Annotated in this window: 17 protein-coding genes and 1 tRNA gene; 13 read left to right on the forward strand and 5 right to left on the reverse strand. The window is 36.5% G+C overall.

Features of this window, described 5'->3' with window-relative positions; genetic code table 11:
- Positions 1-69 precede the first annotated feature (69 nt).
- Positions 70-1,440, reverse strand: coding sequence for an outer membrane family protein (locus tag BKH40_RS06605; protein ID WP_095278018.1), 1,371 nt, complete (start codon positions 1,438-1,440; stop codon positions 70-72).
- Between the two features lie 118 nt (positions 1,441-1,558).
- Between BKH40_RS06605 and BKH40_RS06610 the strand changes: the two genes are divergently transcribed.
- From BKH40_RS06610 to BKH40_RS06625, 4 genes are read left to right on the forward strand one after another with little or no spacing between them, the layout of a single operon-like run.
- Positions 1,559-2,518, forward strand: coding sequence for a hypothetical protein (locus BKH40_RS06610; protein WP_095278019.1), 960 nt, complete (start codon positions 1,559-1,561; stop codon positions 2,516-2,518).
- Positions 2,515-3,960, forward strand: a complete 1,446-nt coding sequence (locus BKH40_RS06615) for a bifunctional indole-3-glycerol phosphate synthase/phosphoribosylanthranilate isomerase (RefSeq protein ID WP_095278021.1) — start codon at positions 2,515-2,517, stop codon at positions 3,958-3,960. The genes BKH40_RS06610 and BKH40_RS06615 overlap by 4 nt, the downstream gene beginning before the upstream one ends.
- Positions 3,961-3,972: 12 nt before the next feature.
- A complete protein-coding gene (locus BKH40_RS06620) occupies positions 3,973-6,066 on the forward strand; it encodes a polyribonucleotide nucleotidyltransferase (protein ID WP_095278023.1) in 2,094 nt (697 codons plus the stop codon).
- Positions 6,063-6,587 carry a phosphatase PAP2 family protein gene (locus BKH40_RS06625; protein WP_095278025.1) on the forward strand — a complete coding sequence of 175 codons (525 nt, stop codon included), beginning with the start codon at positions 6,063-6,065 and terminating at the stop codon, positions 6,585-6,587. The genes BKH40_RS06620 and BKH40_RS06625 overlap by 4 nt, the downstream gene beginning before the upstream one ends.
- Positions 6,588-7,059: 472 nt before the next feature.
- On the opposite strand, the gene BKH40_RS08980 is transcribed toward BKH40_RS06625, so the two are convergent.
- The gene (locus tag BKH40_RS08980) at positions 7,060-7,182 is read right to left on the reverse strand and encodes a hypothetical protein (RefSeq protein ID WP_257842532.1); all 123 of its coding nucleotides are present in this window, start codon (positions 7,180-7,182) and stop codon (positions 7,060-7,062) included.
- Between the two features lie 401 nt (positions 7,183-7,583).
- Positions 7,584-7,660 (reverse strand) — tRNA-Ile (locus tag BKH40_RS06635).
- Between the two features lie 71 nt (positions 7,661-7,731).
- Here BKH40_RS06635 and BKH40_RS06640 point away from each other — a divergent pair.
- From BKH40_RS06640 to BKH40_RS06650, 3 genes are all read left to right on the forward strand, one after another.
- Entirely contained in the window at positions 7,732-8,118 is a 387-nt protein-coding gene (locus tag BKH40_RS06640) for a methionine-R-sulfoxide reductase (protein WP_095278027.1), read from the forward strand.
- Between the two features lie 10 nt (positions 8,119-8,128).
- Positions 8,129-9,616 (forward strand): NAD(P)H-hydrate dehydratase, encoded by a 1,488-nt coding sequence (locus BKH40_RS06645; protein ID WP_095278029.1) that lies wholly within the window; start codon positions 8,129-8,131, stop codon positions 9,614-9,616.
- 308 nt (positions 9,617-9,924) lie between these two features.
- Complete coding sequence (locus BKH40_RS06650) at positions 9,925-10,794, forward strand: MqnA/MqnD/SBP family protein (RefSeq protein WP_095278030.1); 870 nt, start codon at positions 9,925-9,927, stop codon at positions 10,792-10,794.
- Positions 10,795-10,860: 66 nt separating this feature from the next.
- On the opposite strand, the gene BKH40_RS06655 is transcribed toward BKH40_RS06650, so the two are convergent.
- Positions 10,861-11,481, reverse strand: a complete 621-nt coding sequence (locus BKH40_RS06655; protein ID WP_095278032.1) for an acyltransferase — start codon at positions 11,479-11,481, stop codon at positions 10,861-10,863.
- Positions 11,482-11,486: 5 nt separating this feature from the next.
- Complete coding sequence (locus BKH40_RS06660; protein ID WP_095278071.1) at positions 11,487-12,494, reverse strand: NADPH dehydrogenase; 1,008 nt, start codon at positions 12,492-12,494, stop codon at positions 11,487-11,489.
- 387 nt (positions 12,495-12,881) lie between these two features.
- Between BKH40_RS06660 and BKH40_RS06665 the strand changes: the two genes are divergently transcribed.
- From BKH40_RS06665 to ftsH, 6 genes are all read left to right on the forward strand, one after another.
- Complete coding sequence (locus tag BKH40_RS06665; protein ID WP_095278034.1) at positions 12,882-14,399, forward strand: hypothetical protein; 1,518 nt, start codon at positions 12,882-12,884, stop codon at positions 14,397-14,399.
- 14 nt (positions 14,400-14,413) lie between these two features.
- On the forward strand, positions 14,414-14,620 hold the full coding sequence (locus BKH40_RS06670) for a tautomerase family protein (protein ID WP_095278036.1): 207 nt from the start codon (positions 14,414-14,416) through the stop codon (positions 14,618-14,620).
- A gap of 135 nt (positions 14,621-14,755) precedes the next feature.
- Entirely contained in the window at positions 14,756-14,944 is a 189-nt protein-coding gene (locus BKH40_RS06675; protein WP_095278038.1) for a hypothetical protein, read from the forward strand.
- Between the two features lie 23 nt (positions 14,945-14,967).
- Positions 14,968-15,957, forward strand: coding sequence for a hypothetical protein (locus BKH40_RS06680; RefSeq protein ID WP_095278040.1), 990 nt, complete (start codon positions 14,968-14,970; stop codon positions 15,955-15,957).
- 27 nt (positions 15,958-15,984) lie between these two features.
- Positions 15,985-16,800, forward strand: a complete 816-nt coding sequence (locus BKH40_RS06685) for a 50S ribosomal protein L11 methyltransferase (protein ID WP_095278042.1) — start codon at positions 15,985-15,987, stop codon at positions 16,798-16,800.
- A 32-nt stretch (positions 16,801-16,832) separates the two neighbouring features.
- Positions 16,833-18,737, forward strand: a complete 1,905-nt coding sequence (gene ftsH, locus BKH40_RS06690; protein ID WP_095278044.1) for an ATP-dependent zinc metalloprotease FtsH — start codon at positions 16,833-16,835, stop codon at positions 18,735-18,737.
- Positions 18,738-18,750 lie beyond the last annotated feature (13 nt).

The raw sequence follows: 18,750 nt of genomic DNA on the forward strand, positions 1-18,750 counted from the left end.
TTCTCATGGTCTAGAGGGAGAAAGATAGCATCAATACATAAAAAATTATGCTATCTATAAAACCTTAGCTTAATACTCAAACTTAATAGTATTCATAACATAGCTTCTATCACTAAGCACTTTTGGGGCACCACTTCTTTGCAAGCCAGTTAGCACATCAAAGCCAGCATTGGTGATATTAGTAAAGTAGTTTGCTTTTAAAGAGTAGGTTATATGGCTAGTTAAAAAGACATCAAGCCCTAAGATTAAAGAGTACTCAGTCGCAAGTGGGCTATTAGAGTAGCGTCCATCAAGCTTTATATCAAGATACTTGCCAATCTCAAAGTTTGAGTAAAGTAAAATGTTAAATACGTCTTTATTAACAGCGGCATTAAGTGAGGGGCCATTTATAAAAACTGAGCTATCCCATATATCTATATCCATAGGATTCCCATAAGTGCCAAATCTCGCATTTGCATTGCCAAAGTTTTTATAAAGCCCAAGCCCAAGTGAGTACTTTTCATTAAAGACTACATCTTGTCTTAAAAATATAGTCCCAGTCACTCCACTAGTGCTTCCAAAAAACTGCCCTACACCCCATCTATTAATAGTTGGGTCATAAATTGGCAAGGCGGCTACTATCTTAGTTAGATAACTTATCTTGCTATCTCCAAAAAGTAAGTCTAAGCTAGCCCCGGGAGCTACATAGTCTTCTATCCCATAGTAGGCATAAAGCTTGAAGTTGTAAAAATCTCTTTTTAGTTCATACTCGGCATTTATCACGCCTGTTGGTATATAAAGGCGTGAGAAGTCATAAAGCCAGCCACTCCCCCATATAGACATGGAATCTGTTCCAAAAAGTGTAAGTTTTTGCCCTTCGCTTAGTTTAAAAGCAAGATTTACCCCTTGGGCATAGCCACCAAACCAAGTGCTAGCTTTCTCAAAGCGACCTAAGGTTATATCTAGATACTTATTAGCATACTGCAAGTAAGCATCATAGACTATAACATTTCTAGTATTAGCACTGCTTGCTTGACCTAGCCCTAAGTAGCCTGCATAAAAGCCTATGTAGTCATGACCTAAAGAGTTTTCTACACCAAAAGTAGCACGGGTGGAATCTTGCAATAGTCCTCCAGCCACACCACCAAGCCCTAGCTTAAAGCCTTCATACTCATAGTAGATTCCAAGATGTGCTAAAACTGAAGCATAGCTTTCTGTAGGATATATCTGCCTAGCTTTATCTATAGCATTTTTATTAAGCCCAGACTTGCTAAAAACTTCAGCGCCAGCTTTGAAAGAGAAGTTATTAGTATTAAAGATGTTAGCATCCATTTTAGGGCTTACTTGCTTTACTGCCTGCGTGTTTAAAGGCTTTGTTTTATTGGTTAAAACCTCTTCATTAGCTAAAACATAGCTTGAAAGTAAGAGGGCATTTACACTTAAGAGTTTTATAGCTTGCACCTATCTCCTTTTTAAATATATAAGAATATATTCTATATAAAATACAAAGCTAATACAAACTACTATAATTGCAACGCACATTAGCCTTAGTGTCATTTTTAGCAAAAGGTGGGAATCTATGAAAACAATTCAGTATCTGCCAGTAGATATATTTGGCTCGGTTATGGGAATGAGTGCTTTAAGTATGGCTTGGATAGTAAGCACTCACTTTTATGTATCCTATGTTTATGCGGCACTAGCTGTGATAACTTTTATCTTTGGCTGCATAGTTTTTATACTAAAGTTTACTAATAAAACTTGCTTTACAACCTTAAAAGAAGACTTCATGGACAAAAGTCAAAAGCCATTTTATTCAACCTTTTGCATAGCTTGTCTTTTGCTTCCTAATCTTATACATAGATTCGTACCGACACTAAGCTACTATCTATGGATATTTGGAATAGTTACTATTTTTATCTTTTCTACTTACATAACACTTATGTGGTTTAATACAAGACATACTTTTAAAAATCTTACAGGTGGGGTTGTAGTGCCTCTTGTAGGCTTGCTAAATATCTCTTCTGCTTTGCCTCTTTTTAAAACTCCTTTCTTTAGTGACTTATCTATAATAAGTATAAGCATAGGAGTAGTTTTTGCCGTACCTATAATTAGTATTTTGATTATTAGAATCATGTATATAAATATACCTATGAGCCGCAAGGCAGCAAAGTTTAATGGAAGCTTAGCCATCATCTCAGCGCCATTTTGTGTAATCTTTATAGCCCTAGAAGGTATAGCTAATATAAACTATATCTCTTATGGACTGTTTTACTCTGCCTTTTTTATCTTTGTAGCCTTAAGTCCACGCATCATAAAAATGCTTATAAGCCCTTTTAAGTTTCCTTTATGGAGGACTTCTTTCCCTATAGGTCTACTTGCAATCTGTGCTATAAAACTACATCATTTTGAGCCTGATAATATATTTTTAACTGTATTTAGCTATTTTCTGTTATATCTTGCCACTGTGGTTATAAGCTATTATTTTATAATGACTTTTTACGCAATAGTAATTAAACGGGATATAAGGATAATTTTATGACTGAAGTTTTGTTAGATATATGCAACGCAAAAAGGCAAAGGATAGCCAAGAAAGGCTTTACACTAGGTCATGTTATACCTTATAGCCGAACCCATCCAATAATAAAGCCAACCTTCCCGCTTTTCATAGCTGAAGTTAAAAGAAAATCGCCAAGCCTAGGAAGCTTAAAAGACATCAAACACCCTGCCCTTCTAGCTACAGCTTATAAAGACTGCGGGGCTAATGCCATCTCAGTGCTTTGTGAAGAAGACTACTTTGGAGGAAGCTTAAATGACTTAATGGAAGTTAAAAAAGCCTTACCAGAAATCTGCGTTTTAAGAAAAGACTTTATCTTAGAGCCAGAAGAAGTAGAAGTAAGCTATCTAGCTGGGGCTGATATGGTGCTTTTAATAGTTAACCTTTTCTTAGATGACTTTAAAAAGCTAGAGCTACTTTTTAACACCTGCCTTAAGTTTAATCTAACGCCTTTAGTTGAAGTCCATGATGAAAAAGAACTAGAGATGGCTTTAAAGTTAGATATAGACTATGGAATCCTTGGTATAAACTCTAGAAACCTAGATACTTTAAAGATTAATAAGCTTAATGCCTTCATCCTTCGTCAAAAAGTCCCAAGTGAGATTCCAGTTATATTTGAAAGTGGGATAGATAATAGTTATGATGCTTTTATAGTAGGAAGTGTGAGGTTTGAAGGCTTTTTGGTTGGAAGCTATCTTATGCAAGCCCTAAATATGCCTAATATGAAACAAACCCTCTTTTCTAGACTTATAAATCTAATAGCTAGCTTTAAAGCAGGTGCACAAAGAGACTTCTTTTACAAGCTTGTAAATATGTTTGTAACTAAAAAGCCACCACTTATAAAAGTTTGTGGCATTAATAATATAGACTTTGCTTTAAGTGCTTCAAAACACGCCCACTTGCTAGGTTTTGTGCTAGTAAAAAGTAGCCCACGCTTTGTGGATGCTAAGTTTTTAGAAAAGATTAATGAATACGAAAATATAAAAAATGCACTTAAAATTGGCGTAGTAGCTGATAAAGAAAGTTTAAAGCTAGGATTAGAGTTAATAAAGAAAAACTTACTAGACTGCTTACAACTTCACGAAGCTGAAGACTTAGATAATGGTTTATATTTTGGTTTAGATTTAAAAGAGGCTACTTTTTGCTACTATAAGGCAGTTAAAAATGTAGATTCCAAAGATAGTCTTTTAAATCTACTAGATAGTAGTCATGGAGAAGGTATTGAGGCTGACTTAGATTCCATATCAGGCTTTGATAACTTAGCAATAGCAGGCGGGGTAAGTGAAGCCAACTTAGAATCTTTTTTAAACCTTAGTCCAAAGCTAATAGATCTTTGCTCAGCCCTAGAAAGCAGCAAGGGCATAAAAGACACTACTAAATTAGAATCTTTTTTTAACAAACTAAATACTTGCAACTGCAAGAAATAATAAAGGCACTAAATGGACATGATTTCAGTTACTAACGCTAGTGGAGTAGTAGAAACCTACACTCTTAACACTTATGCAAGATCAAGCGACTTTTCTTTGATGCAGCAAATCGGAGAAAGCGTTATCTTGGCGACTATTTGTATAGATTTAGAAACTGATGAAACTCTAGATTTTTTACCCTTAAGTGTGCAGTACATCGAAAAAAACTATGCTATAGGGCGCATCCCTCAAGGCTTTAATAAAAAAGAAGGCAAGCCTAGTGAAGGAGAAGTCCTAACTTCAAGGCTTATAGATAGAAGTCTTAGACCACTTTTTCCTAAAGACTTTAGATATGGCGTGCAGATAACTGTTATGGTTTTTTCTTATGATGGCAAAAGTGACCTAAGCAAAGATGCACTAAATGCAGCAAGTCTTTGTTTGTATCTTTCTTCCATACCTCTAAAAAGAGATGCTATCTTAAATGCAACCAGGATAGTAAGGCTTCCTAGCCTTCCAGTTGATGCAAGGCTTAATGTAGCAACACAGATGAAGTCTCTAAGTGGCTCAAGCCTAGATCTTTTTGTAAGTGGGATAGAAGAAGATCTTCTTATGATAGAGATGCAAACACCTAAGGTTCCACAAAGCAAAGAAGCTGCTGCAGTCATAGAAGAGATAGAAGAAGATGAGCTATTAGACGCTTTAAGGCTAGCAAAAGAGCAGATTTTAAAAAACTCTACTATCTATAAAGAAGCCTTTAAAGATAGGGGCAACAAAAAGCTAGTTATAGAATCTAAAAGCTTAGATAAAGCCAAGCTTGAAAGCCTAAAAGCTGAATACTTTTCTACCTTAAAAGATATGCTTAAAACACTTTCAAAAAGCGAAAGAAGTACTTTGATGAGTGGCTTTGTCAAAGAAAGTAGTACTAAGTATGAGTTTGATACCAAGCCTTATATAGAAGAGATCATGCATGAAGTGTTTCGCGACCTTGTCTTAAAAGATAGGCTAAGGGCTGATGGTAGAGACTTTAATGAGATAAGAAAGATAGATATAAAAAGTAATATCTTGCCTTGTGTGCATGGAAGCACACTTTTTACTAGAGGACAAACCCAAGCCCTAGTAAGTGTAACACTAGGCTCTGAAAACGACGCCCAAACCCAAGAAAGCCTAAGCTTGCTATCTAAAAAAAGAGTTATGCTTCACTATAACTTTCCACCCTTTAGTGTGGGAGAAGCTATGCCTATCTTTGGCACTTCAAGAAGAGAGTTAGGACACGGAAACCTCGCACTTAAAGCTATAGAATCTAATATCTTAGAAGACTACTACATCATAAGGATAGTAAGTGAGATCTTAGAATCTAATGGCTCAAGCTCTATGGCTAGTGTGTGTGGTGCAACGCTTTCACTACTTGGGGCTGATGTAAAGATGAAAAATAAAGTAGCTGGCATAGCCATGGGGCTAGTCCATGATGAAGGCTTTAAAGACTTTGTCATCTTAAGTGATATCTTAGGGCTAGAAGACCACTATGGAGACATGGACTTTAAAGTAACTGGAACGCGCCTTGGCTTTAGTGCCTTACAGCTTGATATAAAAACTAGTGGCTTAAGCCTAGAAGTTTTAAAAGCTGCTTTAAGCCAAGCAAGAAGTGGACTAGATCATATATTAGGTCTTATGGAGGCTGTAACCATCACGCCTAATCCTAACATCTTGCCTAGTGTGGAACGCTTTCAAGTCCCATCAAATAAGATAGTAGACATCATAGGTCAAGGTGGAAAAACTATAAGAGATATCATCTCTCGCTTTAATATATCTATAGATATAGATAAAGATAACTCTATGGTGGTTATAACTTCTAATAATAAAGCCAATCTAAGTGAGGCAAAAGACTACATACAAAGCATCATCCATAAAGAAAAGCCTAGCTTTAAAGTGGGTCAAGAAGTAGTAGGAGTTGTAAAAAATATAAAAGACTTTGGAATCTTTTTAGAGATTAATGGCAGTGGGACAGATGGCTTACTTCCATCTAAAAAGATACAAGATATAAGCTCCATCACCCAAGGTCAAAGCTTAGAGTGTGTTATAGTTAATATTAATGCCAAATCTCAAATTGAGCTAGGATTTAAGGGATGAGAGAGAATCTTGCTTTAGTTTTAAGCTTTATAGTGACCTTTGCTATCATCATCTTTGGTAGCTTTAGGCTTTATGGCGATGTGTTTCAGTATATGCCGCTTTATGTCTTTATATTTCTTTTATGGATTAGGGCTTACAGGCCTGCTATTGGCCTAGTTTTTGCAACGGCAATAGCTTTTTTAATCATGAGAACTATAAAAAACTTCTTTGGCATAGTTAGTCTATATAACCCTAACATGGCTGAGATTTCAAGGAGGCCTGATGTCTTAAGTGACTATGATGGCTTCCCAAGTGGACACTCAACTGGCTCTTTTATAGGAGCAGGTTTTGCAACTGCCCTTTATGGCTACAAAGTTGGCTTTTTAGTAAGTGTAGTTTGTGCATTAGTTTGTTGTAGTAGACTTTATGTTAATAGGCACACTTTAACTCAAGTCTTAGTTGGGGCACTACTTGGCTTTTTAGTAGGCTTTTATATAGGTAAGCTTTATAGTAAAAAAGTTATAGCTTTAGAGCCTAGTTGATGAAGTTTAGACGTAAAATCTCTCTCTTTTGGGAAAGCCTAAAGTTTAAGTATCTTGACTTTACGTCTAATGAAAAGATCTTCCACTATGCCTCAAGTCTTAGCTTTTATAACATCTTTTCACTCATCCCAATCTTACTAGTAACTATCTCTTTCTTACAAGGCGTGCCTTTTTTTAGAGATAAGATACACCTTTTCTTACACACCCTTTTAGAAAACGTCCTACCTTCAAACCTAGAAGATGTAAGCGTGATAGTTAACAAGTTTTTAACTAATGGAAAAGAGCTTGGGATAGTTGGCTTTTTAGTAGCACTGATATCTTCTTTTGTCTTTTTTAGGAGTTATGATGATATAAGTGCTAGGATATTTCACTCCAAAAAACGAAGCTTTTTTGACTCCTTTATAACCTACTGGCTTTTTTTAACACTTATACCGCTAATGTTTGCCCTATCAGTTTACTTTGGCAGCCTTTTTTATAATGAAAGCGTATTTAAAGACTTATGGCAGATTTTTCCTTTTATAGCTACTTGGCTACTTTTTGGCATACTTTTTAGAATCTCAGCTAATGGCCACTTAAACTTTTTTGCCCTAGCCATATCTAGCCTGCTTGGGTCTGTTGTATGGTTTGTCTCAAAGCTAGTTTTTTTCTACTATATGTCTTATAACAAGTTTTATAGCACTATTTATGGATCTTTATCAGTTGTGATGTTTTTGATGCTTTGGGTATATGTCTCATGGCTTATATTTTTAATAGCAATGAGGTTTTGTAGAAAGCTAGATGTAAGACTTAAACTTATAGCTGAAAGAGAAAGACAAAAAGATCTAGAAAAAGATCTAGAATTAGAAAAAGAGAAAAATATAGAATTAAAAACAGAAAGACTACAAGAGCATGAGTTAGAAAAAGAGGCTATGCAAAGTCAAAAACTTAATGAAAATCAAAATCTTACTGATACAAAAATGTTAAATAAAATGGAAGATGTTAGAGAAGTAAAAAAAGTGGTGGACCCTGTAGGACTTGAACCTACGACCGATCGGTTATGAGCCGAGCGCTCTAACCAGCTGAGCTAAGGGTCCGATTTAAAAGTGATGATTATAACAACTTAAACTTAAAGTTTTTTTAAATTAATTTTTATAAAGGAAGCAATATGACAAATAAAAACTTACAAGATAAAGATTTAGATTCTAAACTAAGTGAAGAAGAAAAAAGAGTTATCCTTAATAAAGGCACTGAGAAACCTTTCTCTGGCGAGTACAACAACTTCTATGAAGATGGAATCTACATCTGTAAAAGATGTGGCGCTAAGCTTTTTGATAGCAAAACTAAGTTTAGCTCAGGCTGTGGCTGGCCAAGCTTTGATGATGAGATGTTAGATTCTTTAGAGTATGCAACTGATGCTGATGGAAGAAGAACTGAGATAATGTGCAAAAACTGTGGCGGCCACCTAGGGCATGTCTTTAAAGGTGAAGGCTTTACAGATACTAACAAAAGACACTGCGTGAACTCAGTCTCTATCAAGTTTGTAAAAAGATAAGGTTAAGTCAATGAAACCTCTTTTTGAAAACAAAGGCATACTAGATTCTAATGCCGTAACTAAACTTGCACTAAGTAATGAAGTCTTAATGGAAAATGCAAGCCTAACCCTAGCTAAAAACATAAAAAAGCAAGCCCTAAAAAGAGGACTAAAAACTGTGCTTTTTTGCATAGGAAGTGGGGATAATGGCGCTGATGGCTTAGCAGCTGCTAGGATTTTAGATTCCATAAGTAACCTAGATATATCAATATATAAAGTCTTAGAATCTAAATCCAACCTCTGTAAGCTTCAAAGCCAAAGGGCAAGCAACCTAAACCTAACTTTTGTAGATAGCTTTGAAAAAGCTGATATCTTAGTAGACTGCGTTTTTGGCACTGGCTTTAAACCAAAAAGTGCCAAAACTAACACAGGACTAGATGCCAAGCTTGATATAAAAACAGCCCTTGACTTAGAAGCCAAAGAAAGCCATATAACTAACTTTGCTTTGAGTTTTAATAAAAGTAGTGCTTTTAAGATAGCTTGTGACTGCCCTTCAATGCTAGGAAGCACTAACTCCTTAAAAGCTAACCTAACCATAGCTATGGGTGCTTTAAGCCTAAACCTTTATGAAAGCAAGGCAAAAGACTATGTAGGCAAGATAAAGATAGCCCCTTTAGGACTTAAAAGACAAAAGTATGAAAGTGGGAGTGCTAACTCACCCTACTTTGTCTTAGAAAAAAGCGATCTAGTCCTTCCTTCAAGAAAACTCCAAAATGTCAATAAAGGCACTTTTGGACATGTCTGCGTAGTAAGTGGAGAGTTTAAAGGCGCTAGCTTGCTTTGTGCTAAGGCTGCTAGTGCTTTTGGAAGTGCTTTAGTTAGTGTGCTTGGCTTTGACCCAAGCGTACTAGACCCAACTTTGATGCATGCTGAAGTATTACCCCCTCATGCAAATGTCTTAGTACTAGGGCCCGGACTTGGCAGAAGCAACACTTTAAGATATGAATCTTTACTTAAAGAAGCACTAAATAAGAATCTAAAAGTAGTACTTGATGCAGATATGCTTTATCTTCCTAGCCTTTGGAAGATACTTGATAGCTATAAGCAAGCAGACATCATCTTAACACCTCATCCAAAAGAGCTTTTTTCTATGCTTAAGTCTCCTTTTGATAGTCTAGAAAAACTACTTGATAATATGCATAAAGTCGCAAGTAGCCTAACTCTTGAGTATCCAAACGTTGGCTTTGTATTAAAAGGGACTAATACCATAATTGCTAATAACGGCAAGCTTTATATAAACCCACTAGGACACTCAAGCCTTGCAAAAGGTGGAAGTGGTGATGTCTTAAGTGGGCTAAGTGGTGCCTTGCTAGCCCAAGGCTACTCAGTCAAGAGTGCTGCAATAAATGCTAGCCTTGCCCACGCCCTAGCAAGCAAGACTAAAAACCCCTACTCTTTTAGCCCGCTAAAACTTATAAAAAATGTAGGTAAATTAGAATCTAGACTTAATAAAAAGTAAGAAGTAAGATTATAGATTCTATGCGTTTTGACTTAGATAGCAAACTTTTTAGCAACTAGAAAGCTAGCTAATGTCAATCCATCTTTAGTAGTGTATAAGAGACTTTTAGAAGTCAAGAACTCTATCCTAGCAGCCATCATCTTAATGATGACCCTTAGCAAGCCAAAAGAAAAAGAAATAAAGCAAAGAAACTATGTGCCTTTTAGTTATAAATATATTAGTTAAAGACTAAAACATGGTTTTGTTTTATACTACACTATTCTTAAAAGGGTTAAACCCCCATAACACTAAATTAAAAGTGAGATTCCATGCAAGATAATGCCTACTCTGTAGCCCACAGCCCTGATGCTGATGATGTATTTATGTATTACGCTTTAAACTTTGGCTGGGTTAGCTGCCCTTATAAGCTAGAAAGCAAAGCCCTTGATATAGAAAGCCTAAATGTCGCAGCCTTAGAATCTACCTATGATATAAGTGCCATATCTTTTAGCCTTTATCCACTTATCAAGCAAGACTATGCACTCTTAAGGACTGGCGTTAGTTTTGGTGAGGGCTATGGCCCTAAGATGATAAAACGAAAAGGTGAAAGACTAAAAGAAAACTTTAAAGTAGCCTTGTCTGGGACTAATACTACTAATGCCCTTCTTTTTAAGATAGCCTATCCAAAAGCCCGCATAACTTATATGAACTTTTTAGATATAGAAGATGCAGTCTTAAAAGGGCAAGTAGACGCAGGCGTGCTGATACATGAATCTATTTTAACTTTTGATGAAAGCAAGCTTGAAGTTGAAAGATTTATCTGGGATATATGGCAAGAGCTTTCAGGTGGTGGGCTTCCTTTGCCACTTGGTGGGATGGCACTAAGAAGGAGTATACCTCTTAATAAGGCCATAGTGTTAGAAGACGCTTTGATAAAAGCTGTAAAAATCGCTCTTAATTTTAAGCCCCTGCTTTCAAAGATGCTTATAGCACAAAATCTTGTAAGGGTTAATGAAAAAGATTTAGATACTTACTTAGATTTATATGCTAATGAAAACTCTTGTGAGTTAAGCGAAGTGCAACTAAATGCTATAAACAAGCTTTATGAGATAGGCTTTAAGCATGGATTTTATAAAGAACAAATAGATGCAAGAAAGTTTTTAATCCCTAGGGAATATGAAGAACTAAGAAAGGGCTAGAGTACAGTTAAAGCAAGATAAGCCACTTACTCGCTTATCTTACAAACTGCTATCATATAGCTATCGCTAAGGTTTTTTGGGCTCTAAAATGTAGTGATTAGGACGTTTTACATCCCAACTGATATCAGTTTTTACAACCCTAGCAGGATTGCCAGCGATAACACAGTTTGGCATATCAAAGCTCTTAGCTACAACGCTTCCAGTACCAACCACACAGCCACTAGCTATAGATACATTTTTAAGTATCTTTACATCAGCTCCAACCCAGATATGATCTCCAAGCCTTATAAACTTGCCGACGTTTAAAAGACTGCCTTCTTTATCTAAGATAGAATGAGTATCAGTGCAAGAAAGTTTTATACCGCTTGAAAGCATGCAGTCCTTACCTATGGTAACTTCACTATCATCTTCTAAAAGCAGTATCTCTACTTCAAATGCACCAGAATCTTCTCCTACACTAACGATGCAGTTTTTAACCGGACAGTCAGCAGTTCCTATTTGTACTCTACCCGTAAAGGCTCTACCAGTTTTTGGTATATAGACTTTATTACCCTCTCCATGTATTTCTACATAAAGTTTTGGGTGTTTGGGGACACTAACTTCATTGTCCCCATAACTTTTAACCTTGCTTTTTAGAATCTTCTTTCCTCTTAGCAAATCTATAACATCTTGAAAAAAGCTACCCATAGATTCTAGATAAGTCCTCTTTCATACTGACTAGGGATTTCTACTTTTAGCCCTAGCTCAAGCCCTGCTTTTATAGGGAAGTAAGGATCTAAAAGCATATGTCTGCCGATATAGATGGCATCTACTAGTTCATTTCTAACTAGTCTATTAGCAAAGCGTGCATTAGTAACTAGCCCACCACCAAAAGTAACTAGTCCTAAGTTTTCTTTTAAAAATCTTGCTGGCTCTATCTGATAGCCATCATAAGTTTTTATAGGCTCTTCAGTAACCCCACCTGTACTTACATCTAAAAAATCAAGCTTTTCTTTAATAGGATTTAGATAGGTCAAAAAGTCTTCTGGCTTGTTGCCTTTTGGGTTGTAGTCAAAGGCTGAGATTCTAAGACCTATGATTATATTTTTAGCTTGTGCTCTTACTTCTTCTAAAACTTGCTTTAAAAAAAGTGCTCTATCTTTCCCATACTCATCTTCTCTTGTATTAGTAAGTGGAGAAAGAAAGCTAGAGATTAAATAGCCATGTGCCCCATGAAGCTCTATAAAGTCTAATCCTGCAAGCTCTGCTCTCTTAGCTGCACTTCCAAAGTCTTTTACAACTGCAACTATCTCTTCTTTGCTTAGTGCTATTGGCGCTTTATACTCACTGCTAAATCTAACTTCACAAGGTGCCTTAGGAGTGATGCCCGGAAGATTGCTTTTACGTCCAGCGTGGTTTAGTTGTATACCTATAACTGACCCTAGTGCTTTTACACAAAGTGCTAGCTGCCTTAAAGGCTCTATTTGACTATCATCATAAAGCCCTAAGTCACGCTCAGTTATACCACTATCTTTAGAGATAGAAGCAGCCTCCATGATGATAAGTCCAGTCTGCCCTATAGCACGGCTTTCATAGTGGGTTTTATGCCAGCTATTAACCCTGCCATGTTCAGCACTATACTGACACATAGGTGGTAAAACTATACGGTTTTTTATCTCTAAGTCCCTTATCCTATAAGGTGAAAAAAGGTCTATGCCCATAACTATCCTTTTGTATTTGAAAGTATCTTTTAAGTATAACTTTTTAAGATAAAAACACTTCTTTTTATGCTTGCTTTTACTATAAAACTTTTTAGCAAAGCTTCTTTGCAAAGCTTTCACTACCCCACTTAATGGCGTGCATTGCTTACTGCCTACGTTCTTGTTACATTAATGCCACTACATAATTAAGACTAGCCTAAGTGTGCAATTTAAGGCTTTTTTATTTAATGGAGATTCCTTAATGTATATAAAAGTAACATAAGGTATATTGCAAATGTATCTTATTTGTACATTTTTAAGATTTCTTGTTATATTTTAGGTGCATTTGTGTAGTATATAAGAAGCTTTGGCGAAAAGACACAAACTAAACAATCAAAAGGAAACGCGATGGAAAAGAAAATAAAAACCGCACTTAAGTCTTCAGTGTATGCTATGTTAATACTAGGCACAGTTGGGTCTTTTGGCTCTTTACAAGCAAAAACCAGCCTTATGGATGTTGTAAGCAATGCAAGTGTAGATGGCTTTGGTTTCATGAGATGGGCTGTGGTAAATGGTAAAGATGGCGATGGTCAAAGATACCAGCTAAGATTTAAACCTACTGTAACTACAGGTGAGGTTAATGGCTGGAGTGCAAGTGCGGGAATCTTCTTTTCCATAGGTAGTGCTACTCCAGATGGCAACTATACTAATGATGAGATTCAAGGATCTCGTGGCTTTAGAACAGATATGGGTGGCTCTGATGTCTTTAATATCTCTAACTTTTATGTAACTAAAAATATAGCTTCTTGGCAGACTATGCTTAGAGCAGGTGTTATGAACCCTCTAACTCCTATGAATGATGTAAACCTAGATAGAGGTATAGGAGTATATGCAACTAATAAAAGCTTAGAGTGGGCTAATGTCACTTTCCTTTGGCTAGATAGCTGGATGAGTGATGATATGTATATAAGATCTTTTGGTTATAAAGGTAGAGATGAGCACAAATATGAAGGTGGTGTGGCTAATGGCGACCTTACAGGAAGTAGTGTGCTTAATAACGCCATAGGAGCAGGTATAGGTAATGACCTTGTAAGTATAGGACTAAGCAAAGAAACAGGTGATTTTAAGTATAGACTTTGGTATACCTATGGAGAAAAGCTATTTAACTACATGATCTTTGCTGATACTAGCTATACCTATCATCTAAATGATGCTAATAGCTTTACTATCTTAGGTCAGATAGCTGCTACAGGTTTTCAAAACCGCTTCCAGTACTTATCAAAGTCTAAGTTTTTCCAAGAAAGTGGTGCGATTAGTAGTCCTTACTCAGCTGCAGAGATAGCAAAAAATAGAGGTGTGTATAACATTAATGCAACCTATAAGTACGCCCCACCAGAATCTAAATTTAGCTTTGATGTAAACCTTGGGGGTGCTGGTAGCTTTGGAGATGGCTATGGTGCACTAATAGATAACACAGGTGGGCTAAAACTAGGTGGAAATATATGGAATACCTTTGATGGGGCTGAGCGAAATGGTTATGGCATAACTGGGGCTGGAGCTTTAAAAGGTAGCTATCTAAACTTAGGCTATGCCACTATTAATGGACAGTATGGAAAGCTAAATCTAGGCTTTAATGTAACGTTTATAGATACTAATAACTATGTAGTACTTCGCAAGGCTTCAACAACTGGAAGTATGAGTGGGGCAGCAAAAGATACACATAGAACTATTACATCAAAGGCTGTTGAAGCTGGAAGTAGTAAAAACCCAACAGTAACTAGTGGCTTTAAAGTCCACTTCTTTGAGATAGGACCAACTTATAGATACAACTTTACTAACAATCTTGCACTTATAGGATACTGGAAGTTTGCAGTTGGCGATTTAAGCTTTAATATCTTAAGATGGCAAGTAATGTATACATTCTAATAAAAAGGAAAAACATGCCATACGTTGATGTAAAACTAGCCGGAAAGATAACAATAGAGCAAAGAAGAGAGATAGCTAAAGGCATCTCAGATGTGATTAATGAAGTAGCTGGCAAGCCAAAAGATAGCATCTATATAACTTTTACTGAGTTTGATAGAACTAACTGGGCAAAAGGCTATAACATACTAAGTGATATGGACGAAAAAGCTAATAAGTCTTAGCACACAAAAAGCTTTTAGAATCTTTTTTAGATTCTAAAGGCTGGTTTTAAAAATCTAGCCTTTTAAGTGGTAATAACTGTTATAATCACGCCAATCAAAAAAGACCATACATAAAAAGAAAGACCATACAAAAATATGCAAACTTCAAATGAGACTTCAGAGCCAAATAAGACTCTAAAACAAAGCACAAAGCTTAAAGATGATATCTACTATGAAGTAGTTATAAGCAGTGATGACTTAGAAGTTTTAGAGTTTTTTGGACTTGGGCTAAGCGAAAGTGAAGGCATAGAGTTTTTAGAAGACAACATCTTAAAACTCCCCTAAGATTTTTAACTAAGATACTTCCTTTGAAAAAACTAGCACTTATTTTTATCCTTGCCCTTGGGGCTTATAGCACTACACAGCTAAGTGCTGATGACAAAAAAGTAGATAGCACAAAGACAGATTCTTTAAAAGTAGAAACTAGTAAAAAAGATACCAAAACACAAGATACAAGAACTTCTTACGCAAAAGGCTGGGAGATAAAGCTTGAAAAGATTTCCCTTAACTTCTCTCAAACTTCTTTAAACAATCAAAGAGAATACGCCTCTTTTAGAGATACTAACCTTACTGGCTTTTCTCAGCTTGTAGTACAAGAGTATTTTAAGTTTAACATAGACTATCACGCTAGGTACTTTGTCGTTTTCAACTATCTTAAAACTGACTATGGCGTGACTTTTTTAAATCAAGCTAAAAAAACTATTATGAATGAGACCAGAGATAGCGTAGTTTTAGCAAGTGACTATACTCAAAGGATAGCAAAGCTAAATCTTTGGGTTGATAAGCTAGAGATTGGGCCATTTGCAAAGCTTAGCTTTCAGACTGAGTTTACTCCAAGCACTCCAAGTGGAAGGATGAGAATCTTAAACCTAAGTAGTGGCATAAAGCTTTTTGAAGGTAAGTATATAGATAATGTCTATGTATCGCTTTTTGGCGAGCAAAACTTTACAGAATCTAACGCCTATGAAGGCTTTGGCTGGCAGGGAGGCTTTGAACTAAAGTATAAGATTAATGATAAAGTTAATCTACTTTCACATTTTAGTTTTAAAGACTATATCTTAAATACAGCACAGCCTAGCTTTAACCCAAAGTACCAGCTAAGTGCTGATATTACTATAGATTCTATACTTTTTGGAAACTTGGCGGTTTCGCCATTTTTAAGATTTTATATGCTAAAAGGGCGATATATAAAAGACATAGGAAGCAACCTCTTGCTAGGAGTTAGCCTCTCTTTTAGCCATACGTTAAAAAAGCCAGTTAATATAGCACTAACTAATACAACAGATACAAGAATGTAAAAAGCACTTTAAAAAGGATAAAGCAAGATGCTAGTTTATGAGATAAAAGGCAAGCTAAAGGCTAGCACCCTAAAAGGCGAGCCAAAAGAGCTTAAAAAGCACACCATCATTTGGAGAACTTCAAAAAGCCTAGAAGAGATAGAAGCTATCTTAAAAGACTATCAAGAAGACTTACAAACAAAAGATAGCTTTGAATATGCAATCTATGAAAGCAAAAACATAGACTGGATAAAAGAGTATGAAGATAGTATAGAGCCTATAAGTGCTGGAGGATTCTACATAAGACCTAGTTTTAAAAAGCCCCTATCTTTAGAAGAAGCAAAAGAAAAAGGCTTGCTTGAGCTAGTATTAGACCCTTCTCTTAGCTTTGGCAGTGGGCACCATGCCACTACTTTTATGTGTATAGAAGAGCTTGCTAAGCTTGACTTAAAAGGCAAAAAGTTAATTGATGTAGGCTGTGGCAGTGGAATCTTAAGTCTTATAGCCACTAAGCTTGGTGCTGAAGTAGAAGCTTGCGATACAGATGAAGAGGCATTAAACCAAACTAGGCTTAATTTTCACAAAAATGGAGAAAATTTGCACAATTTATTCCACGGATCTATAACTAAAGGAGAAAAATTATCTTTTAGAGTATATGATGTTGTCGTAGCAAATATCGTAGCAGATGTGATATTGCTTTTAAAAGATGCATTTTCAAAGATAACTAAAAAAGATTCAGTTTTGATACTCTCTGGAATCATGGAAGGAAGGCAAAAACAAATAGTTGAAAGTTTTTCAGACTTCAGGCTTATTACCCAAGTCTGCAAGGATGAATGGGCATGTTTAAAACTTGTTAAAAGATAATATAATAAAAAAAACTAGATAAAAGGTATTAGATGAATGGTCCAAATGATAAAAAACCTATGAATAAAAACCCATTATTGGTGTTTATAGTACTAGTTATAGTACTAGTCATACTTTTTAAGATTTTTACACCAAGCGAAGGTGGGGGCATATTTAGCGGCTTTGGCGGTGGAAGTGCCGTTAGCAGAAACATAGATTATTCTGAGTTTAAAAACCTTGTAGAAAGTGGAAAGATAGATTCTGTGCAAATTGGCCAAACCACTATTAGAGCAAGAGGTGAGGAATCTGGCGTTAAGATGCTTTATATGACTAGACGCGTGCAAGATGCAACCCTTGTGCCTCTTTTAGATTCTAAACATATAAAATATAGCGGCTATAACGAATCTAACTTCTTTACTGAGATCATAGGCTGGCTACTTCCAGTTATCATAATTATCGCTTTTTGGCTTTTTATGGCAAGTCGTATGCAAAAGTCTATGGGCGGTGGAATCTTTGGTATGGGAAGCTCTAAAAAGCTAGTAAGTGGCGAGCGGCCTAATGTGAGATTTGATGATATGGCGGGCAATAAAGAAGCCAAAGAAGAAGTCGTTGAAGTGGTGGACTTTTTAAAGTTCCCAGATAGATACTCACGTCTTGGAGCAAAGATCCCACGCGGTGTGCTTTTAGTAGGACCTCCAGGGACTGGTAAGACCTTACTAGCTAAGGCAGTTGCAGGGGAGGCAAGCGTGCCATTTTTCTCTATGAGTGGAAGTAGCTTTATAGAGATGTTTGTAGGGCTTGGTGCAAGTAGGGTTAGAGATCTTTTTGAGATGGCTAAAAAAGATGCACCAAGTATCATCTTTATAGATGAGATAGATGCTATAGGTAAAAGTCGTGCAGCTGGGAGTATGGTAGGTGGGAATGATGAAAGGGAACAAACGCTAAATCAGCTTTTAGCTGAGATGGATGGCTTTAACTCTGATATCGCCCCTGTTATAGTTTTAGCTGCGACTAACCGTCCTGAAGTACTAGACCCAGCCCTTCTTAGACCGGGACGTTTTGATAGGCAAGTGCTAGTTGATAAGCCAGACTTTAATGGAAGAGTTGAGATCTTAAAAGTACATATTAAAGATGTAGTTTTAGGGCGTGATGTAGACTTACAAGAAATAGCTAAGCTTACAGCCGGACTTGCAGGTGCTGATCTTGCAAATATCATTAATGAAGCCGCCCTCCTTGCTGGACGCTCTAACCAAAAAGAGGTTAATCAAGCCCAGTTAAAAGAAGCAGTTGAAAGAGGCATAGCAGGCTTAGAGAAAAAGTCACGCAGAATCTCCCCTAAAGAGAAAAAGATAGTTGCCTACCATGAAAGTGGGCACGCAGTGATCTCAGAGATGACAGAAGGAAGTGATAGGGTTAATAAGGTCTCTATCATCCCTCGTGGTATGGCAGCCCTTGGTTATACGCTAAATACTCCTGATGAAAACAAGTATCTTTTACAAAAGCATGAATTAATCGCAAAAGTAGATGTTTTACTTGGTGGACGTGCTGCTGAAGAAGTTTTCTTAAAAGAAATCTCAACTGGTGCAAGTAATGATTTAGAGCGTGCAACTGACATCTTAAAGGCTATGATTAGCTACTATGGTATGACTGAAGTAAGTGGTCTTATGGTTTTAGAAAAGCCAAGAAATGCCTTCTTAGGTGGCGGTATGGGTCAAGCGCGTGAGTTTAGTGAGCAAACTGCACAAGCTATTGATGACTTTGTGAGGGGCACTTTGGATGAGCGCTATAAGTTTGTAAAGCAAACCTTAGAAGACTATAGAGACGCTGTTGAAGTCATGGTAAAAGAGCTTTTTGATAAAGAAGTCATAGATGGAGCTAGAGTTAGAGAGATAATCTATAACTTTGAAACTGAAAAAGGTGTTGAAAAAAGCAGGCTTATAGCAAGGGATGATGACTAGAAAAGCCTTTTGC

The organism is Helicobacter sp. 11S02629-2, assembly GCF_002272875.1.
Taxonomy (GTDB): Bacteria; Campylobacterota; Campylobacteria; order Campylobacterales; family Helicobacteraceae; genus Helicobacter_I.